The organism is Priestia sp. LL-8, from assembly GCF_036227845.1.
Lineage (GTDB): Bacteria > Bacillota > Bacilli > Bacillales > Bacillaceae_H > Priestia > Priestia zanthoxyli.
Map to the genome: position 1 here is coordinate 4305500 of NZ_JAZAQH010000001.1, position 15712 is coordinate 4321211.

16 protein-coding genes and 5 tRNA genes are annotated in these 15712 nt (G+C 38.1%); 5 read left to right on the forward strand and 16 right to left on the reverse strand.

Annotation, left to right across the window (positions count from 1 at the left end; translation table 11 throughout):
- Positions 1 to 43: 43 nt before the first annotated feature.
- The 11 genes from phoU to U9R83_RS22555 form a co-directional block, all read right to left on the reverse strand.
- The gene (phoU, locus tag U9R83_RS22505) at positions 44 to 703 is read right to left on the reverse strand and encodes a phosphate signaling complex protein PhoU (RefSeq protein WP_013059193.1); all 660 of its coding nucleotides are present in this window, start codon (positions 701 to 703) and stop codon (positions 44 to 46) included.
- A 22-nt stretch (positions 704 to 725) separates the two neighbouring features.
- Positions 726 to 1523 carry a phosphate ABC transporter ATP-binding protein PstB gene (pstB, locus tag U9R83_RS22510; protein ID WP_042992419.1) on the reverse strand — a complete coding sequence of 266 codons (798 nt, stop codon included), beginning with the start codon at positions 1521 to 1523 and terminating at the stop codon, positions 726 to 728.
- Positions 1524 to 2136: 613 nt separating this feature from the next.
- Complete coding sequence (locus tag U9R83_RS22515) at positions 2137 to 4314, reverse strand: peptidoglycan D,D-transpeptidase FtsI family protein (protein ID WP_014458214.1); 2178 nt, start codon at positions 4312 to 4314, stop codon at positions 2137 to 2139.
- A gap of 161 nt (positions 4315 to 4475) precedes the next feature.
- Positions 4476 to 5753, reverse strand: coding sequence for an MFS transporter (locus tag U9R83_RS22520; RefSeq protein ID WP_013059197.1), 1278 nt, complete (start codon positions 5751 to 5753; stop codon positions 4476 to 4478).
- Positions 5754 to 5882: 129 nt separating this feature from the next.
- Complete coding sequence (gene sodA / locus U9R83_RS22525; RefSeq protein WP_014458213.1) at positions 5883 to 6491, reverse strand: superoxide dismutase SodA; 609 nt, start codon at positions 6489 to 6491, stop codon at positions 5883 to 5885.
- A gap of 197 nt (positions 6492 to 6688) precedes the next feature.
- Positions 6689 to 6781, reverse strand: a tRNA-Ser gene (locus U9R83_RS22530).
- 11 nt (positions 6782 to 6792) lie between these two features.
- Positions 6793 to 6869 (reverse strand) — tRNA-Ile (locus U9R83_RS22535).
- Positions 6870 to 6872: 3 nt separating this feature from the next.
- Positions 6873 to 6947 (reverse strand) — tRNA-Asn (locus U9R83_RS22540).
- Positions 6948 to 6987: 40 nt separating this feature from the next.
- Positions 6988 to 7061 (reverse strand) — tRNA-Met (locus U9R83_RS22545).
- A gap of 1 nt (position 7062) precedes the next feature.
- Positions 7063 to 7137: transfer RNA gene (locus U9R83_RS22550), tRNA-Asn, on the reverse strand.
- A 62-nt stretch (positions 7138 to 7199) separates the two neighbouring features.
- Positions 7200 to 7685, reverse strand: a complete 486-nt coding sequence (locus tag U9R83_RS22555) for a DUF456 domain-containing protein (protein WP_013059199.1) — start codon at positions 7683 to 7685, stop codon at positions 7200 to 7202.
- Between the two features lie 356 nt (positions 7686 to 8041).
- On the opposite strand from U9R83_RS22555, the gene U9R83_RS22560 reads away from it, so the two are divergent.
- Positions 8042 to 8824 (forward strand): DUF1189 domain-containing protein, encoded by a 783-nt coding sequence (locus tag U9R83_RS22560; RefSeq protein WP_328575422.1) that lies wholly within the window; start codon positions 8042 to 8044, stop codon positions 8822 to 8824.
- Positions 8825 to 8975: 151 nt separating this feature from the next.
- Here U9R83_RS22560 and U9R83_RS22565 read toward each other — a convergent pair whose 3' ends face one another.
- A complete protein-coding gene (locus U9R83_RS22565) occupies positions 8976 to 10187 on the reverse strand; it encodes an MFS transporter (protein ID WP_208732867.1) in 1212 nt (403 codons plus the stop codon).
- Between the two features lie 76 nt (positions 10188 to 10263).
- Here U9R83_RS22565 and U9R83_RS22570 point away from each other — a divergent pair, with 76 nt between their 5' ends.
- On the forward strand, positions 10264 to 10596 hold the full coding sequence (locus tag U9R83_RS22570; protein WP_014458209.1) for a hypothetical protein: 333 nt from the start codon (positions 10264 to 10266) through the stop codon (positions 10594 to 10596).
- A gap of 151 nt (positions 10597 to 10747) precedes the next feature.
- Entirely contained in the window at positions 10748 to 11851 is a 1104-nt protein-coding gene (gene ispG, locus U9R83_RS22575) for a flavodoxin-dependent (E)-4-hydroxy-3-methylbut-2-enyl-diphosphate synthase (RefSeq protein WP_201763664.1), read from the forward strand.
- Between the two features lie 36 nt (positions 11852 to 11887).
- On the opposite strand, the gene U9R83_RS22580 is transcribed toward ispG, so the two are convergent.
- Positions 11888 to 12253 carry a hypothetical protein gene (locus tag U9R83_RS22580; protein WP_014458207.1) on the reverse strand — a complete coding sequence of 122 codons (366 nt, stop codon included), beginning with the start codon at positions 12251 to 12253 and terminating at the stop codon, positions 11888 to 11890.
- 259 nt (positions 12254 to 12512) lie between these two features.
- Between U9R83_RS22580 and U9R83_RS22585 the strand changes: the two genes are divergently transcribed.
- Positions 12513 to 13088 carry a 5' nucleotidase, NT5C type gene (locus U9R83_RS22585; protein WP_014458206.1) on the forward strand — a complete coding sequence of 192 codons (576 nt, stop codon included), beginning with the start codon at positions 12513 to 12515 and terminating at the stop codon, positions 13086 to 13088.
- Positions 13089 to 13119: 31 nt separating this feature from the next.
- On the opposite strand, the gene U9R83_RS22590 is transcribed toward U9R83_RS22585, so the two are convergent.
- The 3 genes from U9R83_RS22590 to U9R83_RS22600 are packed head-to-tail and all read right to left on the reverse strand — an operon-like array spanning position 13120 to position 15148.
- Positions 13120 to 13533, reverse strand: coding sequence for a Fur family transcriptional regulator (locus U9R83_RS22590; protein WP_014458205.1), 414 nt, complete (start codon positions 13531 to 13533; stop codon positions 13120 to 13122).
- Positions 13530 to 14372, reverse strand: coding sequence for a metal ABC transporter permease (locus tag U9R83_RS22595; RefSeq protein ID WP_013059208.1), 843 nt, complete (start codon positions 14370 to 14372; stop codon positions 13530 to 13532). Before U9R83_RS22595 ends, U9R83_RS22590 begins: the two co-directional genes overlap by 4 nt.
- Positions 14369 to 15148, reverse strand: a complete 780-nt coding sequence (locus tag U9R83_RS22600; protein WP_243549944.1) for a metal ABC transporter ATP-binding protein — start codon at positions 15146 to 15148, stop codon at positions 14369 to 14371. Before U9R83_RS22600 ends, U9R83_RS22595 begins: the two co-directional genes overlap by 4 nt.
- Positions 15149 to 15421: 273 nt before the next feature.
- Between U9R83_RS22600 and U9R83_RS22605 the strand changes: the two genes are divergently transcribed.
- Positions 15422 to 15673: a DUF2624 domain-containing protein gene (locus U9R83_RS22605; RefSeq protein WP_116073681.1), complete on the forward strand. Its 252-nt coding sequence runs from the start codon at positions 15422 to 15424 to the stop codon at positions 15671 to 15673.
- Positions 15674 to 15712: the final 39 nt, after the last annotated feature.

Sequence of the window (15712 nt, forward strand, 5' to 3'; positions counted from 1 at the left end):
ACTAACAAAAAAACCTCTTCGTTTATTAGAAGAGGTTTTTCTACTATTCGTTTAAGTCGTAGCGCTTGCCTTTTACAAGGTAAAATACGCTTTCTGCTACATTAGTAGTATGATCAGCCATACGCTCTAAATAGCGGGCTACAAATAAAAGCTGCGTAATTTGGTTCATAGCCTCCTGCTTTTCTTTAGCAAGACTTAAAAGTTCTTTGATTGTTATTCCGTAAAGCTCATCCACTTGATCGTCCATTTCCGCTACTTTTTTAGCCAACACAAGATCTTCCTCATGATAAGCTTTTAACGAAAGGCTCAACATTTCAATTGAAATATCGTGCATTTTCTTTACATGTTCTAACGGCTTAATTAATTCCTCATTTCCAATTCGTATAGCCGATTTTGCTACGTTAACTGCAAAATCTGCCATACGCTCAACATCCGAAGCAATTTTAATTGCCACAATGATACGTCTTAAATCGATAGCCACCGGCTGCTGCTTTGCAATCAGCAGGATAGCTAGGTCATTAATTTCTTCTTCTAAATCATCAACGTATGAATCGCCGTCGATAATTTCTAGCGCCAGCTCAACGTTACTTGTTTGCAATGCTTCAATTGATTTTGATAGCGCCTCATGCGTTAAGCGCCCTATTTCTAATAATTTTTCACGTAATATCTTTAAATCACCATGAAACTTTTCGCGTACAACCACTCATCCCATCTCCTTGTATGTCTTAACCGAAACGACCTGTAATATAATCTTCTGTGCGTTTATCAGATGGCATTGAGAAGATTTTATCTGTTTCTGCGTACTCTACCACTTCTCCATTTAAGAAAAATGCTGTTTTATCTGAAATACGTGCCGCTTGCTGCATGTTATGTGTAACAATAATAATGCTGAAGTCTTTCTTTAATTCTTGTACTAACTCTTCTACTTTTAATGTCGAAATTGGATCGAGGGCAGAAGTAGGCTCATCCATTAAAATAACGTCGGGTTCAATAGCCAAGCAGCGCGCAATACAGATACGCTGCTGTTGTCCACCTGACAACCCATTCGCATTTTGATTCAAACGATCTTTAACTTCGTCCCAAATAGCTGCTCCTCGTAAACTTTTTTCAACAATTTCATCTAGTTTTTTCTTGTTGCGAACGCCATGAATTCTTGGACCGTACGCAATATTATCATAAATAGATTTTGGGAACGGATTTGGCTTTTGGAAAACCATTCCTACTTGCGTGCGCAGCTCTTCCACATGGTACGATTTATCAAAAATATTTTTCCCTCTATACTCAATTTCACCTGATGTACGAACAATTGGAGTCATTTCTACCATACGATTTAACGTTTTAATATATGTTGATTTTCCGCACCCTGATGGACCGATGATCGCGGTAACTTCGTTAGCATGAATGTCTAAATCAATATTTTTTAAGGCATGTGTGTCGCCATACCATAAATTCAAACCTTTTGTTTTATATACAATTTCTTTTGTTTGCGGAGTATTCACTTTTTCTTTGTTAGTCAATTCCATTGTTATTGCCATTGGATAATCCTCCTTCATCGTCTTTAACCGTTTTGAGCACAATAAAAGTCTCTCTATGTCTATTTAATATCTATTGTTTACTATCAGTGTAAATAAATACGAGAAGCCGAAACGCTTCCCCTTATTTTGATCATTTCTATTAATCCTTACACTTACAGAATAATAGCCGACTATTAATTGTGTTTTAACTCAATGTAAAGCTTTTGTAAATGAAGGTCTATCTGCGTGTTTTTTAGGTAAAAAACTAGTTCTTACGACCCTCAAATTCAATAAAAAACCATATATGTAAAGATTTCCGATAAAAAAAGAAGAGGTAGAGACATAACTAAATTAATTCAATATAAAGATGGGTAAATTGGATAAATAAGCTAGTATGAACTACTTCCGACACCACTATTGATTTCCGTGCAAGGCTTCGCTTTCCACGGGCGGCCGGTGAGCCTCCTCGTCGCTTTCGCCTTTCCCTCCAAACAACCGCTAGAAGCACCTACATACATGAAATCTACGTTCACCCTACCAATAAAAAAATCCGAACGAAGCTGATTCTTAATCAACTTCGTTCGGATCTTACTTCAACTAATATGCTTTTTTCCCAGCCTCTTTAATTGGCGTCGTTTGCAATGACAGCCTGTTGATTCTCTTCTTGATCTTTTACTTCTTGTTCACCTTTTTTCTTTAAATCAAAATAAGTATCGAGCGCAGAACGAGCAAGCTCTTTTGTAATGGTATTTGGTGCACTTGGCACAAATGCCGATGGTACCACGACAGCTACTGCAATTTCAGGATCATTTGCCGGAGCAAAGGCCACAAAGTTCGAATTATTAACTTTAATCGGATCCCCTCCGCTTGGGTTTTTCTCATAGGCTTGTGCCGTTCCTGATTTACCAGCAGGATTATAGTTCGCCGTATGGAAAGCTGCATACCCTGTACCGCCTTGTTCTTGCGTAACGCGCTTAAAGCCATTTTGAACATCTTTAATGTATTCTTCTTTCATCGTGATACGATTTAACACATCAGGTTCAAATGAATGCTGCGTACCGCCAATTTCATCGGTTTTAATCGTTGGTTTTCGGATTTCTTTTACTAGCTGCGGCTTGATGCGATAGCCTCCATTAGCTATTGCAGAAGTATATTGAACAAGCTGCAGCGGCGTGTACGTATCATACTGACCAATTCCTAAATCAAGCGCTGTACCTGGAACATCGCTTCCGCCTTGGACACCTGTTGATTCGTTATCAAGGTCTATGCCTGTTGATACACCTAAGCCGAACTGACTGTAGTAAGAACGCAGTTCGCTGAATGTATCGGGTTTAATCGGTAAAGTCATGTTTTTATGATACTGTAACCCAGCCATAGCCATTACCGTTTTAAACATAAATACGTTAGATGAATATTTTAACGCAGATGAATACGTTAAGGGCCCTAACCCTTCAGCCTCAGCTGATTTCTTAACCGGTGTTCCTTTAATTTTTAACGGTTCATCAACGAACACTGTGTTTGGCTTAATAGCTCCTGAATCTAAGCCGGCTAGAACCGTTGCTCCTTTTACAACAGAGCCCATTGTATAAGATGTTGAAATATTGCCTAATGCAAAATCTTCTATTTTAGGCGCTCCAGTCTTCTTATCAACGGTGTATTTTTTACCTGCCATTGTTAAGATTTCTCCTGTATGAGGATCCATCATAATCACAAAAGCACGGTCTAAAAATTGCGTTCCCTTCATTTGCTTTTTGGCTAAAAGCTGCTCCGTAATTTGTTTTTCTACCGCTTTTTGAAGCTCCATATCAATAGTTAAAACCAAATCACTGCCTCGTTCACCTTTAGACACTTGAATTGTATCAAGGAGATTTCCTTTATTATCTGTTACATATTGGACTTTTTCTTTTTGACCGCTGAGCTGAGCTTCGTATTGCTTCTCTAAATAGCTCGTCCCAACTTGGTCATTTCGGCTATAGCCTCTTGACAAGTAATATTGCACTTTATCTTTAGGCAGTCCCTCGTTGGCAGATGATACATTTCCAAGCAAAGTACGGAGAGTACTGTTTTCTGGGTATGAGCGATCCCAATACGTCGTTGTATCAACACCTGGAAGTTCATCTAAGTGCTCACTTACAACGGCATACTCTTCATTTGTCACACCGCTTTTAACAATTTGGGGCGTGTTAGAATAACCTGCCTCCATTTGGCGCTTAATGGCAAGAACTTCTAAATCGCTCTTTAAACTTTCTAAATCTTTTTTAGAAATGCGGTCTAACTGACGTTGATACAGTTCGTCATCAGTCATTTCACCATCTTGAACTTTTTTGCGATCAGCTTGCGTAATTTTCTGCTCCGCTTCTTTAGGGTGAAGCATAATCCAATAATCCTTCATGTCGCGTTCTGTAATTTTTACCACGTTTTTAGCATCTTTATTCTTTCTATTTTCTGGAACATCAATCACATTTGTAGTGTAAGGAACATCGATCATAGTGGCTAACTTTTTAGCGATGCGCAGCCTTTCTTCAGCTGTATTTCCTTGAAAACGAGTATATGTAATCGTATTTAAAGAGGTATTATCTACAATTACGCGGTTATAACGATCGTACATTTTCCCTCGAGGAACAGGCGTACTGACTGTAACGTCCTGAGTTTTTTCGACTTCTCGTTCGTAATTCTCACCGTAAACAATTTGAACAAGTCCTAACCGCAAAATTAATACGGAAAATAGGGCAAATACGGTCAAGAAAAGTAAGTTCACACGAAAAGGCACGTGACTTTTTCTTCTTTTTTTCTTTTTCATACCAACACCTACACTTTATAAAACATATATACCATAACACCATAAAATCAGATATTTAGCAAATAAATAGACACCTGACAGGTGCCTATTTACACAACGTATTTATTTTAAAAGAAAAGCGAGACATTTTCCATAGTGCAAATGAAGGAGCTCACAATACTCTAAGCTGGAGACTCTCCATCTCCTTCATTTAATACTGGAGGAGTAACAGTCGTTTCTTTTTTGTGCAGAGGCTGCGAGATATGTCTCACACAAAAATAAATGATCGTATGCCCTGCTCCAACAATAGCTAATAAAATAGGAATACTTTTTGCTTCATCAAAAAATAGTACAGCTATTAAAAATAAAGATATGGAAACGACGCGTCCAATATTCAGAAATACTTCTCTAACAACAATGTATTCAATTCTTTTTGAAACAACGTCTTTTGCTCGTCCAATCACATCGTATGTTAGAGAAATGAATGGAACCAACAAAATAGGATAAGCAATGGCAATACAAACAGCATATATAATTAACTTTGGATACGATAAGTTAAAGATAAGCAAAAAGACTGCTCCATAGAGAAGGAGGCCCCCTGTGAAGATAAATCGAAGACGATTTTTTTGCTTAATAAATCTTGAGGCAACATAGTAGCCTACAAACGCAACCGCTGAATTCACCAGTCCATATGTTCCTAATGCTAATTCACTTCCCGTCGTAATAAATACCATGACGGATACAACAAAAATGAACGTACCTTCACGCAACCCTTGAAAGAAATGAGCCTGCAATATTCGATTCCAGTCTTTATTGACTTTTCGTTCAGCCCATACTTCTTTAAATTTGTATACTCCTTCCGCTGCGCGTCTTGTAATAAAAAAACTAAGCACAACGGCACCGATAAACAATAGCAACGATACACCAAACACAATTTTATACCCAAGTGATTCATACAAAGCGGAAATAACGAAGCCCGCTCCTAAAGGACCAATCATCCCTGCAAAAGAGTTTAAGATCCCTAAAAATCCATTAAAAAAGTCTCTTGTATCAGGTTCTGTAATTTCAAAAGTTAGCACATTAAAAGCTAGCCAATAAAAGCCATACCCTATACCCAGCAGTCCACCAAGCAATACTAAATACTCGGCTGCGTTAGCTCCACTGACTAATACAGCGATATAAAAAACAGCTAAAAAAGATACACCTAACCTTAAAACCACAACCCGGTCAATTCGTTTGGCCCATTTACCTGCTAAAATAAACGTAAGCGGCTGAAGCACCACTACCGCTAAATTATAAATAGCGAGATCTGAAAATTCGCCTGATTGCTTCCACAGATAAATGTTAACAAACGAATTGGAAATTGAAATAGCCAAGGCATAAAGACCGCCTATAATTAAAAGCAAAAGTAAATCTTTACTAACTTCTACATCTCCAACTACTTTTTTTAATAAAGGCATATCAAAAAACTCCTTTTCTCTTCTACACCTAGTGTGTGAAAAAGAAAAGGAGATATGTAAAAGAATTGGAAAACAAAAAAGCCAGTAAAGGTAATAATTACTTTACTGGCTCTTAAATACGTCTTCAGCTTATTTTGCAGCGTCGTAACGTTTAGCAACTTCGTCCCATTTTACAACATTAAAGAATGCTGAAATGTAATCTGGACGGCGGTTTTGATAATTTAGGTAGTAAGCGTGCTCCCAAACGTCTAGACCAAGAATTGGCGTTTTGCCTTCCATTAATGGGCTATCTTGGTTTGGTGTGCTTGTTACTTCTAATTGGCCGTTGTTTACAACTAACCAAGCCCAGCCAGAACCGAAGCGAGTTTTAGCTGCATTTGCAAATTCTTCTTTGAATTGATCAAAGCTTCCGAATTTGCTAGCGATAGCGTCTGCTAATTCACCAGTTGGAGCACCGCCGCCGTTAGGGCAAAGGATTGTCCAAAATAATGAGTGGTTCGCATGACCGCCACCGTTATTGCGTACTGCTGTACGGATATCTTCAGGAACAGCATCTAAGTTTGAAATTAACTCTTCAATACTTTTGCTTTCTAAATCCGCTTTACCTTCAACAGCAGCGTTTAGGTTTGTAACGTATGTGTTGTGATGTTTTGTGTGGTGAATATTCATTGTTTCTTTGTCGATATGTGGTTCCAGTGCATCGTATGCATAAGGTAGTTCTGGTAATTTGTAAGCCATGAATAATTCCTCCTTCAAAATATGTAAGCATTTTGGCGCAAAAGCACCATATACGTTTAGATTAGCAAATTTACCCTACTGTTTCAAATAAAAAGTACCTAATCCATGATTTATATTTACCTATTTCCCATTCGCTATTCTTTTAAACATAAAAAAAGCTTCTTTTTCTCAAAAGAAGCTTTGAATAAACAATAGTATGGCGGAGGAAGAGGGATTCGAACCCCCGCGGGCTTTAACACCCCTGTCGGTTTTCAAGACCGATCCCTTCAGCCGGACTTGGGTATTCCTCCAACCCTATAAATGGTGGACCCTGCAGGACTCGAACCTGCGACCGGACGGTTATGAGCCGTCTGCTCTAACCAGCTGAGCTAAGGGTCCCCATGGCTCCACAGGTAGGACTCGAACCTACGACCGATCGGTTAACAGCCGATAGCTCTACCACTGAGCTACTGTGGAACAATATGAATTATGTATGTCACAAATGTAAATTGGAAAATAGCGGCGGAGGGGATCGAACCCCCGACCTCACGGGTATGAACCGTACGCTCTAGCCAGCTGAGCTACACCGCCATGGCTCCACAGGTAGGACTCGAACCTACGACCGATCGGTTAACAGCCGATAGCTCTACCACTGAGCTACTGTGGAACAATATAACATTTACTAGCGACATTAAAAATTTAACATGTTTCTAGCCTAAAGTCAATATATTATTTTAAAACAGCGTATAAAAAATAGGCAATCATCAGCAGTTGAATAAATCCTTTTGAAATAGCGCCACTAAAAAAGCCAATAACCGAACCTACTCCAATTTTTACTGCGTTGCTAATGGTGGTCCGATGAACAATAAGTTCTCCTACAATCGCTCCGATAAACGGCCCTAAAATAATTCCAAATCCCGGAATGACAAACGGACCCACAAGCAGCCCAACTGTACTTCCCCAAACACCTGCTTTAGTGCCTCCGAATTTTTTCACACCAATAATATTAGCTATATAGTCTGCTAAAAAAAGTGCGACAACTAACAATCCTTGTATCACCCAAAATAACCAGCTATAGGAGCTAAAATCATAAAATAAACCGTATATAACAAATCCTAGAGCTACAAATAGCACGCTTGGGATGATGGGATAAACCAACCCAACAAACGATACAACAAAGCTAATGATAATTAATGCCCAACATAAAATAGCCATGCCCGCACCTATCCTTTTTATTATTACTATTTATCATACAATAATCACTCCTATAAAGAAAGAGCTTGCACGATAAGTCCTTCCTTTATTTTACTTTCGAATACCTCTTCAAATAATGATTTTCGAGTGTACCTCTGTAATATTAACAGCACGGTCCTCAGGCTGCCCGTAATATCTCCAAAAACAATGACAGCAAAACCTGTACATATAAGTCTATTTGAGTATAAGATGTGCTTTGACAAAACGCTCCATCGCATCATTATAATTGGTAACGGTTTCTAAAATCTATTGTAAACCTTAAATTTCCGCTATAAAATAAGGTATAATCAGAATTTTCAATAAGAGGAGGTTTTACAATGAGCATGCTGAAAAAGATGGCATGGAGCTTTACTTCCTTCAAAAAAATAAGGTCGCTTCGCTTTGAGCATACGAATAAAACAATTGGCTTTGTTCTGTTTTTAACATTTATTTCTTTGCTGCCTACATTTTTCTTTATGGCTTTGACGATTGTAAACGGCTATCATATCGCTACTACAGATCTCCCGAAGTCTGTTTCTTCTTTTTCTATTTCAAATTCACAGCTTACGTCAAGTCAACCTTTCACAAAAAAAGTAAACGGTACCGCTTTTATCTTAAATCCCTCACAGTCTATTGAACGGTTTCATTCCCCTGCTCATGCAATTGGTTTTTTAAAGGATGGAATTTACATCACGACTAATTCACAAACACAAACGTATTCATATGAGTTGCTAAACTGGCATCATAAAGATAAAAATGAACTGTTAAACTTGCTGCACGAACAAAAATTTTCTTTATACATACTTGTCCCTATCGCTACGCTTTTACTGTACGTATTAACATCTGGACTAAACTTCCTTGCTATTACCTGCCTTGCTTACCTTGGAAAACTGATTGGACTCATTACTAAAAAGCAGCTACCTTTCAAACAGCTATGGGCACTGAGCGCTTATAGTACGGTAGCCTTCACGCTGCTTTATACGCTTTTTGAAGCTTTTTCTTTGTCTCTAGCAACACATAGCTCTCTTTACTGGATAGGAACGTTCTTCATTTACTTATTGCTCGTCACAAGGGTTCCTATAAGAAAAAAGATAAAACCTAATAAAGCGATTGAAACATAACGAAATGAATCCAATCAACCGCTAGAAGCACCTACATACATAAAATCTATGTTTACCCTGCCAATAAAAAGCTCCGAACGAATTTGATTCTTGATCAAGAATCAAATTCGTTCGGAGCTTCTTCAACTAACATACTTTTGTGCCAGCCTCTTTATTTCTGTACAACTTTTCTTCTTCCCATTGCAGAAGAAAAAATTTTCAACTGATACAAAACCCACAAACCTCCTGCTGCGAGCAGAATAAAGCTATAAATAAACATCAGCCTTTCAGCATGCATCCACACTTCAAAAACAACAGGTCCCAACGCTACTCCTAAAAATCTCACCGTTCCATAAATGGATACAATGAACCCTCTTTCTTCATCTGAAGCCGCTGAAGTAATCATCATATTAATACACGGAAGAACAAATCCTAAGCCGCCAAAGGCGACTGTCAAACAAAACATCAGAATAGGAAGCGTGTAAATAAGCGTTAATATTCCAAACATCACGAATAAAAGAATCATTCCTACTACCATTAATTTTTTCATGAGCTCTACATCCGTTTTAATGCGCTGACCCGTCCAATAAGAAACGAACGTCATCGCCCCAAGAGGAAATAAAAAAGCGGTTCCTTTAAAAAAACCGTCTATATGATACGTTTCCTCTATTAAGAAAGATAGATAATATAAAATGCCAAATAATAAAAACAACCCCAATCCCCCCACAAAAAATAAAGGAAAAAGCGATTTTCTTTTATCATAGACAATCCCAATAGCTCTCTTTAAATATTCTTGAACAGATACTGATTCCGAGCCTGTTTTTGCTTCTCTCACGTATATGGCTATACCTACTAAAGCAGCACCTGCAGCTAAAGGATACACAAAAAATGCGGCATACCATACGACGAGTGCCGCCGTTGCTCCAATTATAGGTGCAACCACTTTTCCTGCTCCGTTATACACTTCTAAAAGCCCGAGGACTTTTGCCCTTTTTTCACCTATAAATACATCTCCAGTTAATGCCATTGCCAACGTTGTAGTACCAGCAGCGCCAATCCCTTGAATCACTCTTCCAGCCATCAATACAGCAAAGCTTCCAGAAGAGAACGAAGCGCTACTAGCAGCGATAAAACTACCGATTATCATCACGATGAGCGAATACATAATTAATTTTTTACGCCCATATCGGTCTGATAAAATTCCTACCGCAGGAATACATAATGCAGCTGGAATCGAAAATACACTCAGTATCAAACTGGTTTGGACTCCACTTAAGTGAAGCGACTTTTGAATGCTCGGTAGCAGGGGAATGAGCATGGAATTCCCCAATACCATGATTAAAGGCAATAAGCCTAATGAAACAATCATTAATTTTTCCTTCAAATTTCTTTCTCCAATCATATTTAAGTAAGACAAGCATAGGCTTTACACATAAGCAAAAGAATGAAGGAGGAGCATAATGAAAAAGCTATGTGCATTAGCCGCTTTCGCTTTTATCGGATATATTTGTCATTATGACATTAAATACGGAACCATCCCTACTGCTACTGAAGCAGTTCAAGTCAGCAAAGCGCAGCCTGCAGAAACAAAAGCCGCCAGCTCTTCTTCCACCTATACAAAAATAAAAATTAAGCCAGGCGATACAGTTTTGTCCGTCATTGAAGAACTTACAAAAAAATCGTTACCGGTTTCTATGAACCAAATGATTACAGACTTTAAAAAGTTAAATAACGGTACAGCACCTGAGGATATTCAAATTGGAAAAACGTATAAGTTCCCTATTTACAAGTAATGACAGCATTCTTCTTGTCAAGATGGGATAGTCATTGTTAAAATAGCTAAGGTAGTACTTTCTACTAGTTATTTTGTTCATAAAGAGTTATTCTATTAATGAATTCAAATTCTTGATTTCATTTTGAAGGAGAGATTATCACGTGAGTGAAATTATACATCGTACAAAAACACGCCCGGTTAAAGTTGGAGATTTAACAATCGGAGGCAGCAACGAGTTAGTTATTCAAAGTATGACAACCACTAAGACACATGATGTTGAAGCAACGGTTGCAGAAATTAAACGTTTAGAAGAAGCAGGATGCCAAGTTGTTCGTGTTGCTTGTCCAGACGAGCGCGCAGCAGATGCAATCCCTGAAATTAAAAAACGCATTAACATTCCATTAGTTGTAGATATTCATTTTGACTATCGCTTAGCGTTAAAAGCAATTGAAGGCGGAGCGGATAAAATCCGTATCAACCCAGGTAATATTGGACGCCGTGAAAAAGTGGAAGCTGTTGTAAATGCTGCAAAAGCTAAAAATATTCCAATTCGTATTGGAGTTAACGCCGGTTCACTTGAAAAACGTATTTTAGATAAATACGGCTATCCGACAGCAGATGGCATGGTAGAAAGTGCACTTCATCACATTAAAATTTTAGAAGATCTTGATTTCCATGATATCATCGTTTCAATGAAAGCATCGGATGTTAACTTGGCAATTGAAGCTTATGAAAAAGCTGCTCAAGCATTTGACTACCCTCTTCACTTAGGGATTACAGAATCCGGAACATTATTTGCAGGAACTGTAAAAAGTGCAGCAGGTCTTGGCGCTATTTTATCTAAAGGAATTGGAAATACATTACGTATTTCTTTAAGTGCGGATCCTGTAGAAGAAGTAAAAGTTGCGCGTGAATTGCTAAAATCATTCGGTTTAGCTTCCAATGCTGCAACCCTTATTTCTTGTCCAACTTGCGGACGCATTGAAATTGATTTAATTAGCATTGCTAATGAAGTTGAAGAGTATATTTCAACTGTAAAAGCACCGATTAAAGTAGCGGTACTTGGCTGCGCTGTAAACGGTCCTGGTGAAGCTCGTGAAGCTGATATCGGGATTGCAGGAGCACGCGGTGAGGGTCTTTTATTCCGCAAAGGTGAAATCGTACGCAAAGTTCCTGAAGAAACAATGGTTGAGGAACTAAAAAAAGAAATTGATAAAATTGCTGCTGAATATCACGCAAAGCAAGAAGCTGAAAAAGCTGCAGCTAAATCATAATAAAAAAAAGCGAGGCGCATATGCGCCTCGCTTTTTTTATGAAAAGAACGGTAATATAAACGTACCGACAATAATCGATACAACTCCGATCCCTATTGCCCATGCTCCTAGCGTAAGTGCTCCTTTTCTGCGTGCGATAAACCCTAGAATAATCCCAGCGGCACCAAGAATAATTGGTAAAAAGAATAGTGAAAGAATTGAAAGCACGAGTGCGAAACGACCGTATCCCGTTCCTTCTCCTCGTTCAGCGACTTCATGATTGCGATTGCGATCCACATCTATTACTTCACGCTCTGCATGAGGCTCTCCTACTCGGTAAGGAACACCTACTTCAGCTGCAGTTTCTTCCATGAAATCAGCTTCATATACATCTTTTCTACGCCTTTGTTCTTCATTCTCCATGCTTAATCCCTCGCTTTCGTAAATAAGGAGCATTTATAGTATCTGAATGCGAGGGAAAATTATAAGTGTCAATCTTATACAGCTGTTCATTCTCTTACAAGAAACAAATATAGACGCAATCACTAGGCCGTGGAGTGATCATTACGTCTTGCCAAAAGCGTATAAAAAGTATTACTGTTTCTCTTTGAGCTTTATGTTACACTAGACAAGAATAATTAAGCACCTAGGTAGAATAAACGTATTAAAGGAGTGCACGTAGTTGACGAAAAAGTTTGGAATTGACATTGATGGAACTGTTACTTCTCCTGAAACTTTTGTTCCTCATTTAAATAAAGCCTTTAACTTAAATTTAACACTTGAAGATATTACAGAGTATGATTTCAGCCCTTTTGTAAATGTATCACCTGCAGAACTGGGGAAATGGTTTAAAGCAAATGAACGGTCTATTTACGAAACCTCTCCACTTGCAGACGATGCAAAAGCGGTTTTGCAAAAATGGCATCAAAAGCACGAATTATTCTTTATTAGTGCAAGGCACGATAAGCTATTGGACGTCACGGAAGAATGGTTTCAAAAAAATGAACTATCGTTTCATCACATTGAGTTAGTCGGCTCTCATTTTAAAGTTGAGACAGCAAAACGATATGATGTTGACATCTTTTTTGAAGACAAACATGATAATGCCTGTGAAATCAGTGAAGAATGCAATATTCCCGTTATCTTATTTGATACTCCTTACAATCGCTTACCTGTTCCAAAAGGAGTGGTTCGCGTATACAATTGGCTAGAAGCAGATCAGTGGGTAGCCAACTGGTTAAAAGAACAGCAAAAATAAAAAAAGAGAGGTGCTTAACGCCCTCTCTTTTTTATTGATTACATTCGATACATTGACCGTAAATCTCAAATTTATGGCCTGTAATATTATATCCTCTCAAATCCTCGTTTACGTGTTCCATCGGACAAGCTTCAATTTCTTTTGTTTTCCCACAGTCTAAACAAATGAAGTGGTGATGATGATGAGCAGTTGCACATTTAAATCGAAAGTGCTTTTCGCTCGAAAGCTCCGTCGTTTCAAGTACACCTAATTCCACAAATAATGATAAATTACGGTAGATTGTATCAAAGCTCAGGCCAGGATAATCAGGCTTCATATATTCTAATACATCTTTTGCTGTTAAATACTTGTTTGACTTCGAAAACAAAGAAAGCATTTCTTCACGTTTTCCTGTATGTTTATATCCTTGATCTTTTAATAAATGAATGGCTTCAGTTAAATTCATTTTTGTTTCCCCTTCCGTCCTTTATTAATCATAATAGATATGATTAAAATAACAACAGCAATGACAACAATTGTACCGCCTGGTGCTAAATCCAAGTAGTACGCTGAAAATAATCCGCCTAAAACAGATATTTCACCAAAAATTACCGAAAGCAGAATCGTTTGTTTAAAGCCTCTAGCTAAGCGAATGCTTGCTGCTACAGGAAGAGTCATAAGAGATGACACTAATAAGATACCGACGATACGCATCGATACAGCAATGACAAGAGCAACCATCACAATAAATAAAAAGTGCATCCACTTCGATTTAATCCCAGAAGCAGAAGCGTGCTCCTCGTCAAAAGATAAAATAAACAATTCTTTATATAAGAAAAAGACAATAGCTATGACAAATACGGCTATGACAACAACTGTCCAAAGATCCGAACGACTCACCGCACTTACGCTTCCAAACAAATAATTCATTAAATCATTATTAAAACCGTCCGCTAGCGAGATACAAATTGCACTAATACCAATTCCGCCCGATAAAATAATCGGAATGGCCAGCTCTTGGTAATGCTTATAGACGCTTCGAAGTTTTTCAATAAAAAGAGCGCCTGTAACGGAAGATACCATCCCTAAATAGACGGGGTTCACTCCTTGCATAAACCCTATTTTCTGACTAAGAAGCAAGCTCGCAGAAATCCCCGCTAGCGTCACATGACTTAACGCGTCTGCAATTAAAGAAAGACGTCTTACTACGATGAACGTGCCCAATAAAGGAGCTAAGACGCCAATAATCATACCGGTTAAAAATGCATTTCGTAAAAACTCAAATTGAAATAAACTGCTTATCATACGTGCTGCCCTCCATGATGATGATCATGGGTTAACACATGAACATTATGACCATAAAACATAGATACGTCATGTTCACAAAGCTGTTCGAATTCTTTGGCATTCCCATGAAAGTGTAGAAATTTATTTAAACAAGCAACGTGGGTTACTTTTTCTGAGACAGTGCCAATATCGTGAGTAACAAGCACAAGCGTAATTCCTTTTTCTTTATTTAACTGTTCAAGAAGCTCATAAAAAGTGTACACATTTTGTGCATCCACTCCGACTGTTGGCTCATCTAAAATTAACAGCTCGGGTTCACTTACAAGCGCGCGCGCAATAAAAATTCGCTGCTGCTGACCACCGGATAGCTCTCCTATGTTTCGATTTAAAAATTCGCTCATCCCCACTGCTTCTACCGCTTCTTTCACTTTTTGTTTATGAGAAGCATTCATAAAGCGAAACAAACCTAATTTTGAAGTAAGACCCGTGGAAACTACTTCAAAAACGGTAGCAGGAAAGCCGCTGTTGAAACTATTCGCTTTTTGCGATACATATCCAATTTTACTTCGTTCTTTAAACCTTCTCTGATCTTTTCCAAATAAACGAATTGCACCTTGAGATGGTTTTTGCAAACCAAGCAAACATTTGATTAGCGTTGATTTTCCAGAGCCATTTGGACCAACGAGACCCAAAAAAGCTCCTTTTGGAATTGAAAAACTTATATCTTCTAATACATTCACTCCATCATATTGAAATGATAAATGATCAATTTCAATGATATCAGGTGTATTCATATGCGCCTCACCATTCTTTTTTTATATTTCTCCATACAAAAGAGGGCACGGTTTCTATCGTATACTCCGTTACCCATTTACTTTCTCAGAATCATTACGATTTAGTCATTAATGTAGTATACAGGATTGTCTTTTATTTGTAAACTAAGCCGTTTCACTCCTTGGCTTTCTTGCCTCCGTAAGTTCATCCGGCTCAAAATGTTGTTTTATTACACAATATAGTCACATCTTTCTTTTTTATTCATAAACTGTATATGACGAGGAGGTAATCATATGAAAATTGTACAGCAGATTGTCAATAAGAAAGTAAACAACATTACCCCGAAAGAGCTTTTAAAGTATAGCAAACAATACAACATTCCCATTACAGATCAGCAGGCACACACCCTTGTATCCGTCATTAGACAGCAGCCCGTAAATATTTATAACCTTGAAGAGCGCCGAAATTTAATCAAACAAATTGCTCAAGTAACAGATCGTGAAACTGCCAAACGAGTGAACGAATTATTTCAGCAGTTGATGTAAAAGAAGAGGTCATGTCTATAGACATGACCTCTTTCAATC

Coding starts and splice junctions, on each gene's coding strand:
- pstB (WP_042992419.1), bottom strand. CDS start 1,523: ATGGAATTGACTAACAAAGAAAAAGTGAATACTCCGCAAACAAAAGAA.
- U9R83_RS22515 (WP_014458214.1), bottom strand. CDS start 4,314: ATGAAAAAGAAAAAAAGAAGAAAAAGTCACGTGCCTTTTCGTGTGAAC.
- U9R83_RS22520 (WP_013059197.1), bottom strand. CDS start 5,753: ATGCCTTTATTAAAAAAAGTAGTTGGAGATGTAGAAGTTAGTAAAGAT.
- sodA (WP_014458213.1), bottom strand. CDS start 6,491: ATGGCTTACAAATTACCAGAACTACCTTATGCATACGATGCACTGGAA.
- U9R83_RS22555 (WP_013059199.1), bottom strand. CDS start 7,685: ATGGCTATTTTATGTTGGGCATTAATTATCATTAGCTTTGTTGTATCG.
- U9R83_RS22560 (WP_328575422.1), top strand. CDS start 8,042: ATGAGCATGCTGAAAAAGATGGCATGGAGCTTTACTTCCTTCAAAAAA.
- U9R83_RS22570 (WP_014458209.1), top strand. CDS start 10,264: ATGAAAAAGCTATGTGCATTAGCCGCTTTCGCTTTTATCGGATATATT.
- U9R83_RS22580 (WP_014458207.1), bottom strand. CDS start 12,253: ATGGAGAATGAAGAACAAAGGCGTAGAAAAGATGTATATGAAGCTGAT.
- U9R83_RS22590 (WP_014458205.1), bottom strand. CDS start 13,533: ATGAATTTAACTGAAGCCATTCATTTATTAAAAGATCAAGGATATAAA.
- U9R83_RS22595 (WP_013059208.1), bottom strand. CDS start 14,372: ATGATAAGCAGTTTATTTCAATTTGAGTTTTTACGAAATGCATTTTTA.
- U9R83_RS22600 (WP_243549944.1), bottom strand. CDS start 15,148: ATGAATACACCTGATATCATTGAAATTGATCATTTATCATTTCAATAT.
- U9R83_RS22605 (WP_116073681.1), top strand. CDS start 15,422: ATGAAAATTGTACAGCAGATTGTCAATAAGAAAGTAAACAACATTACC.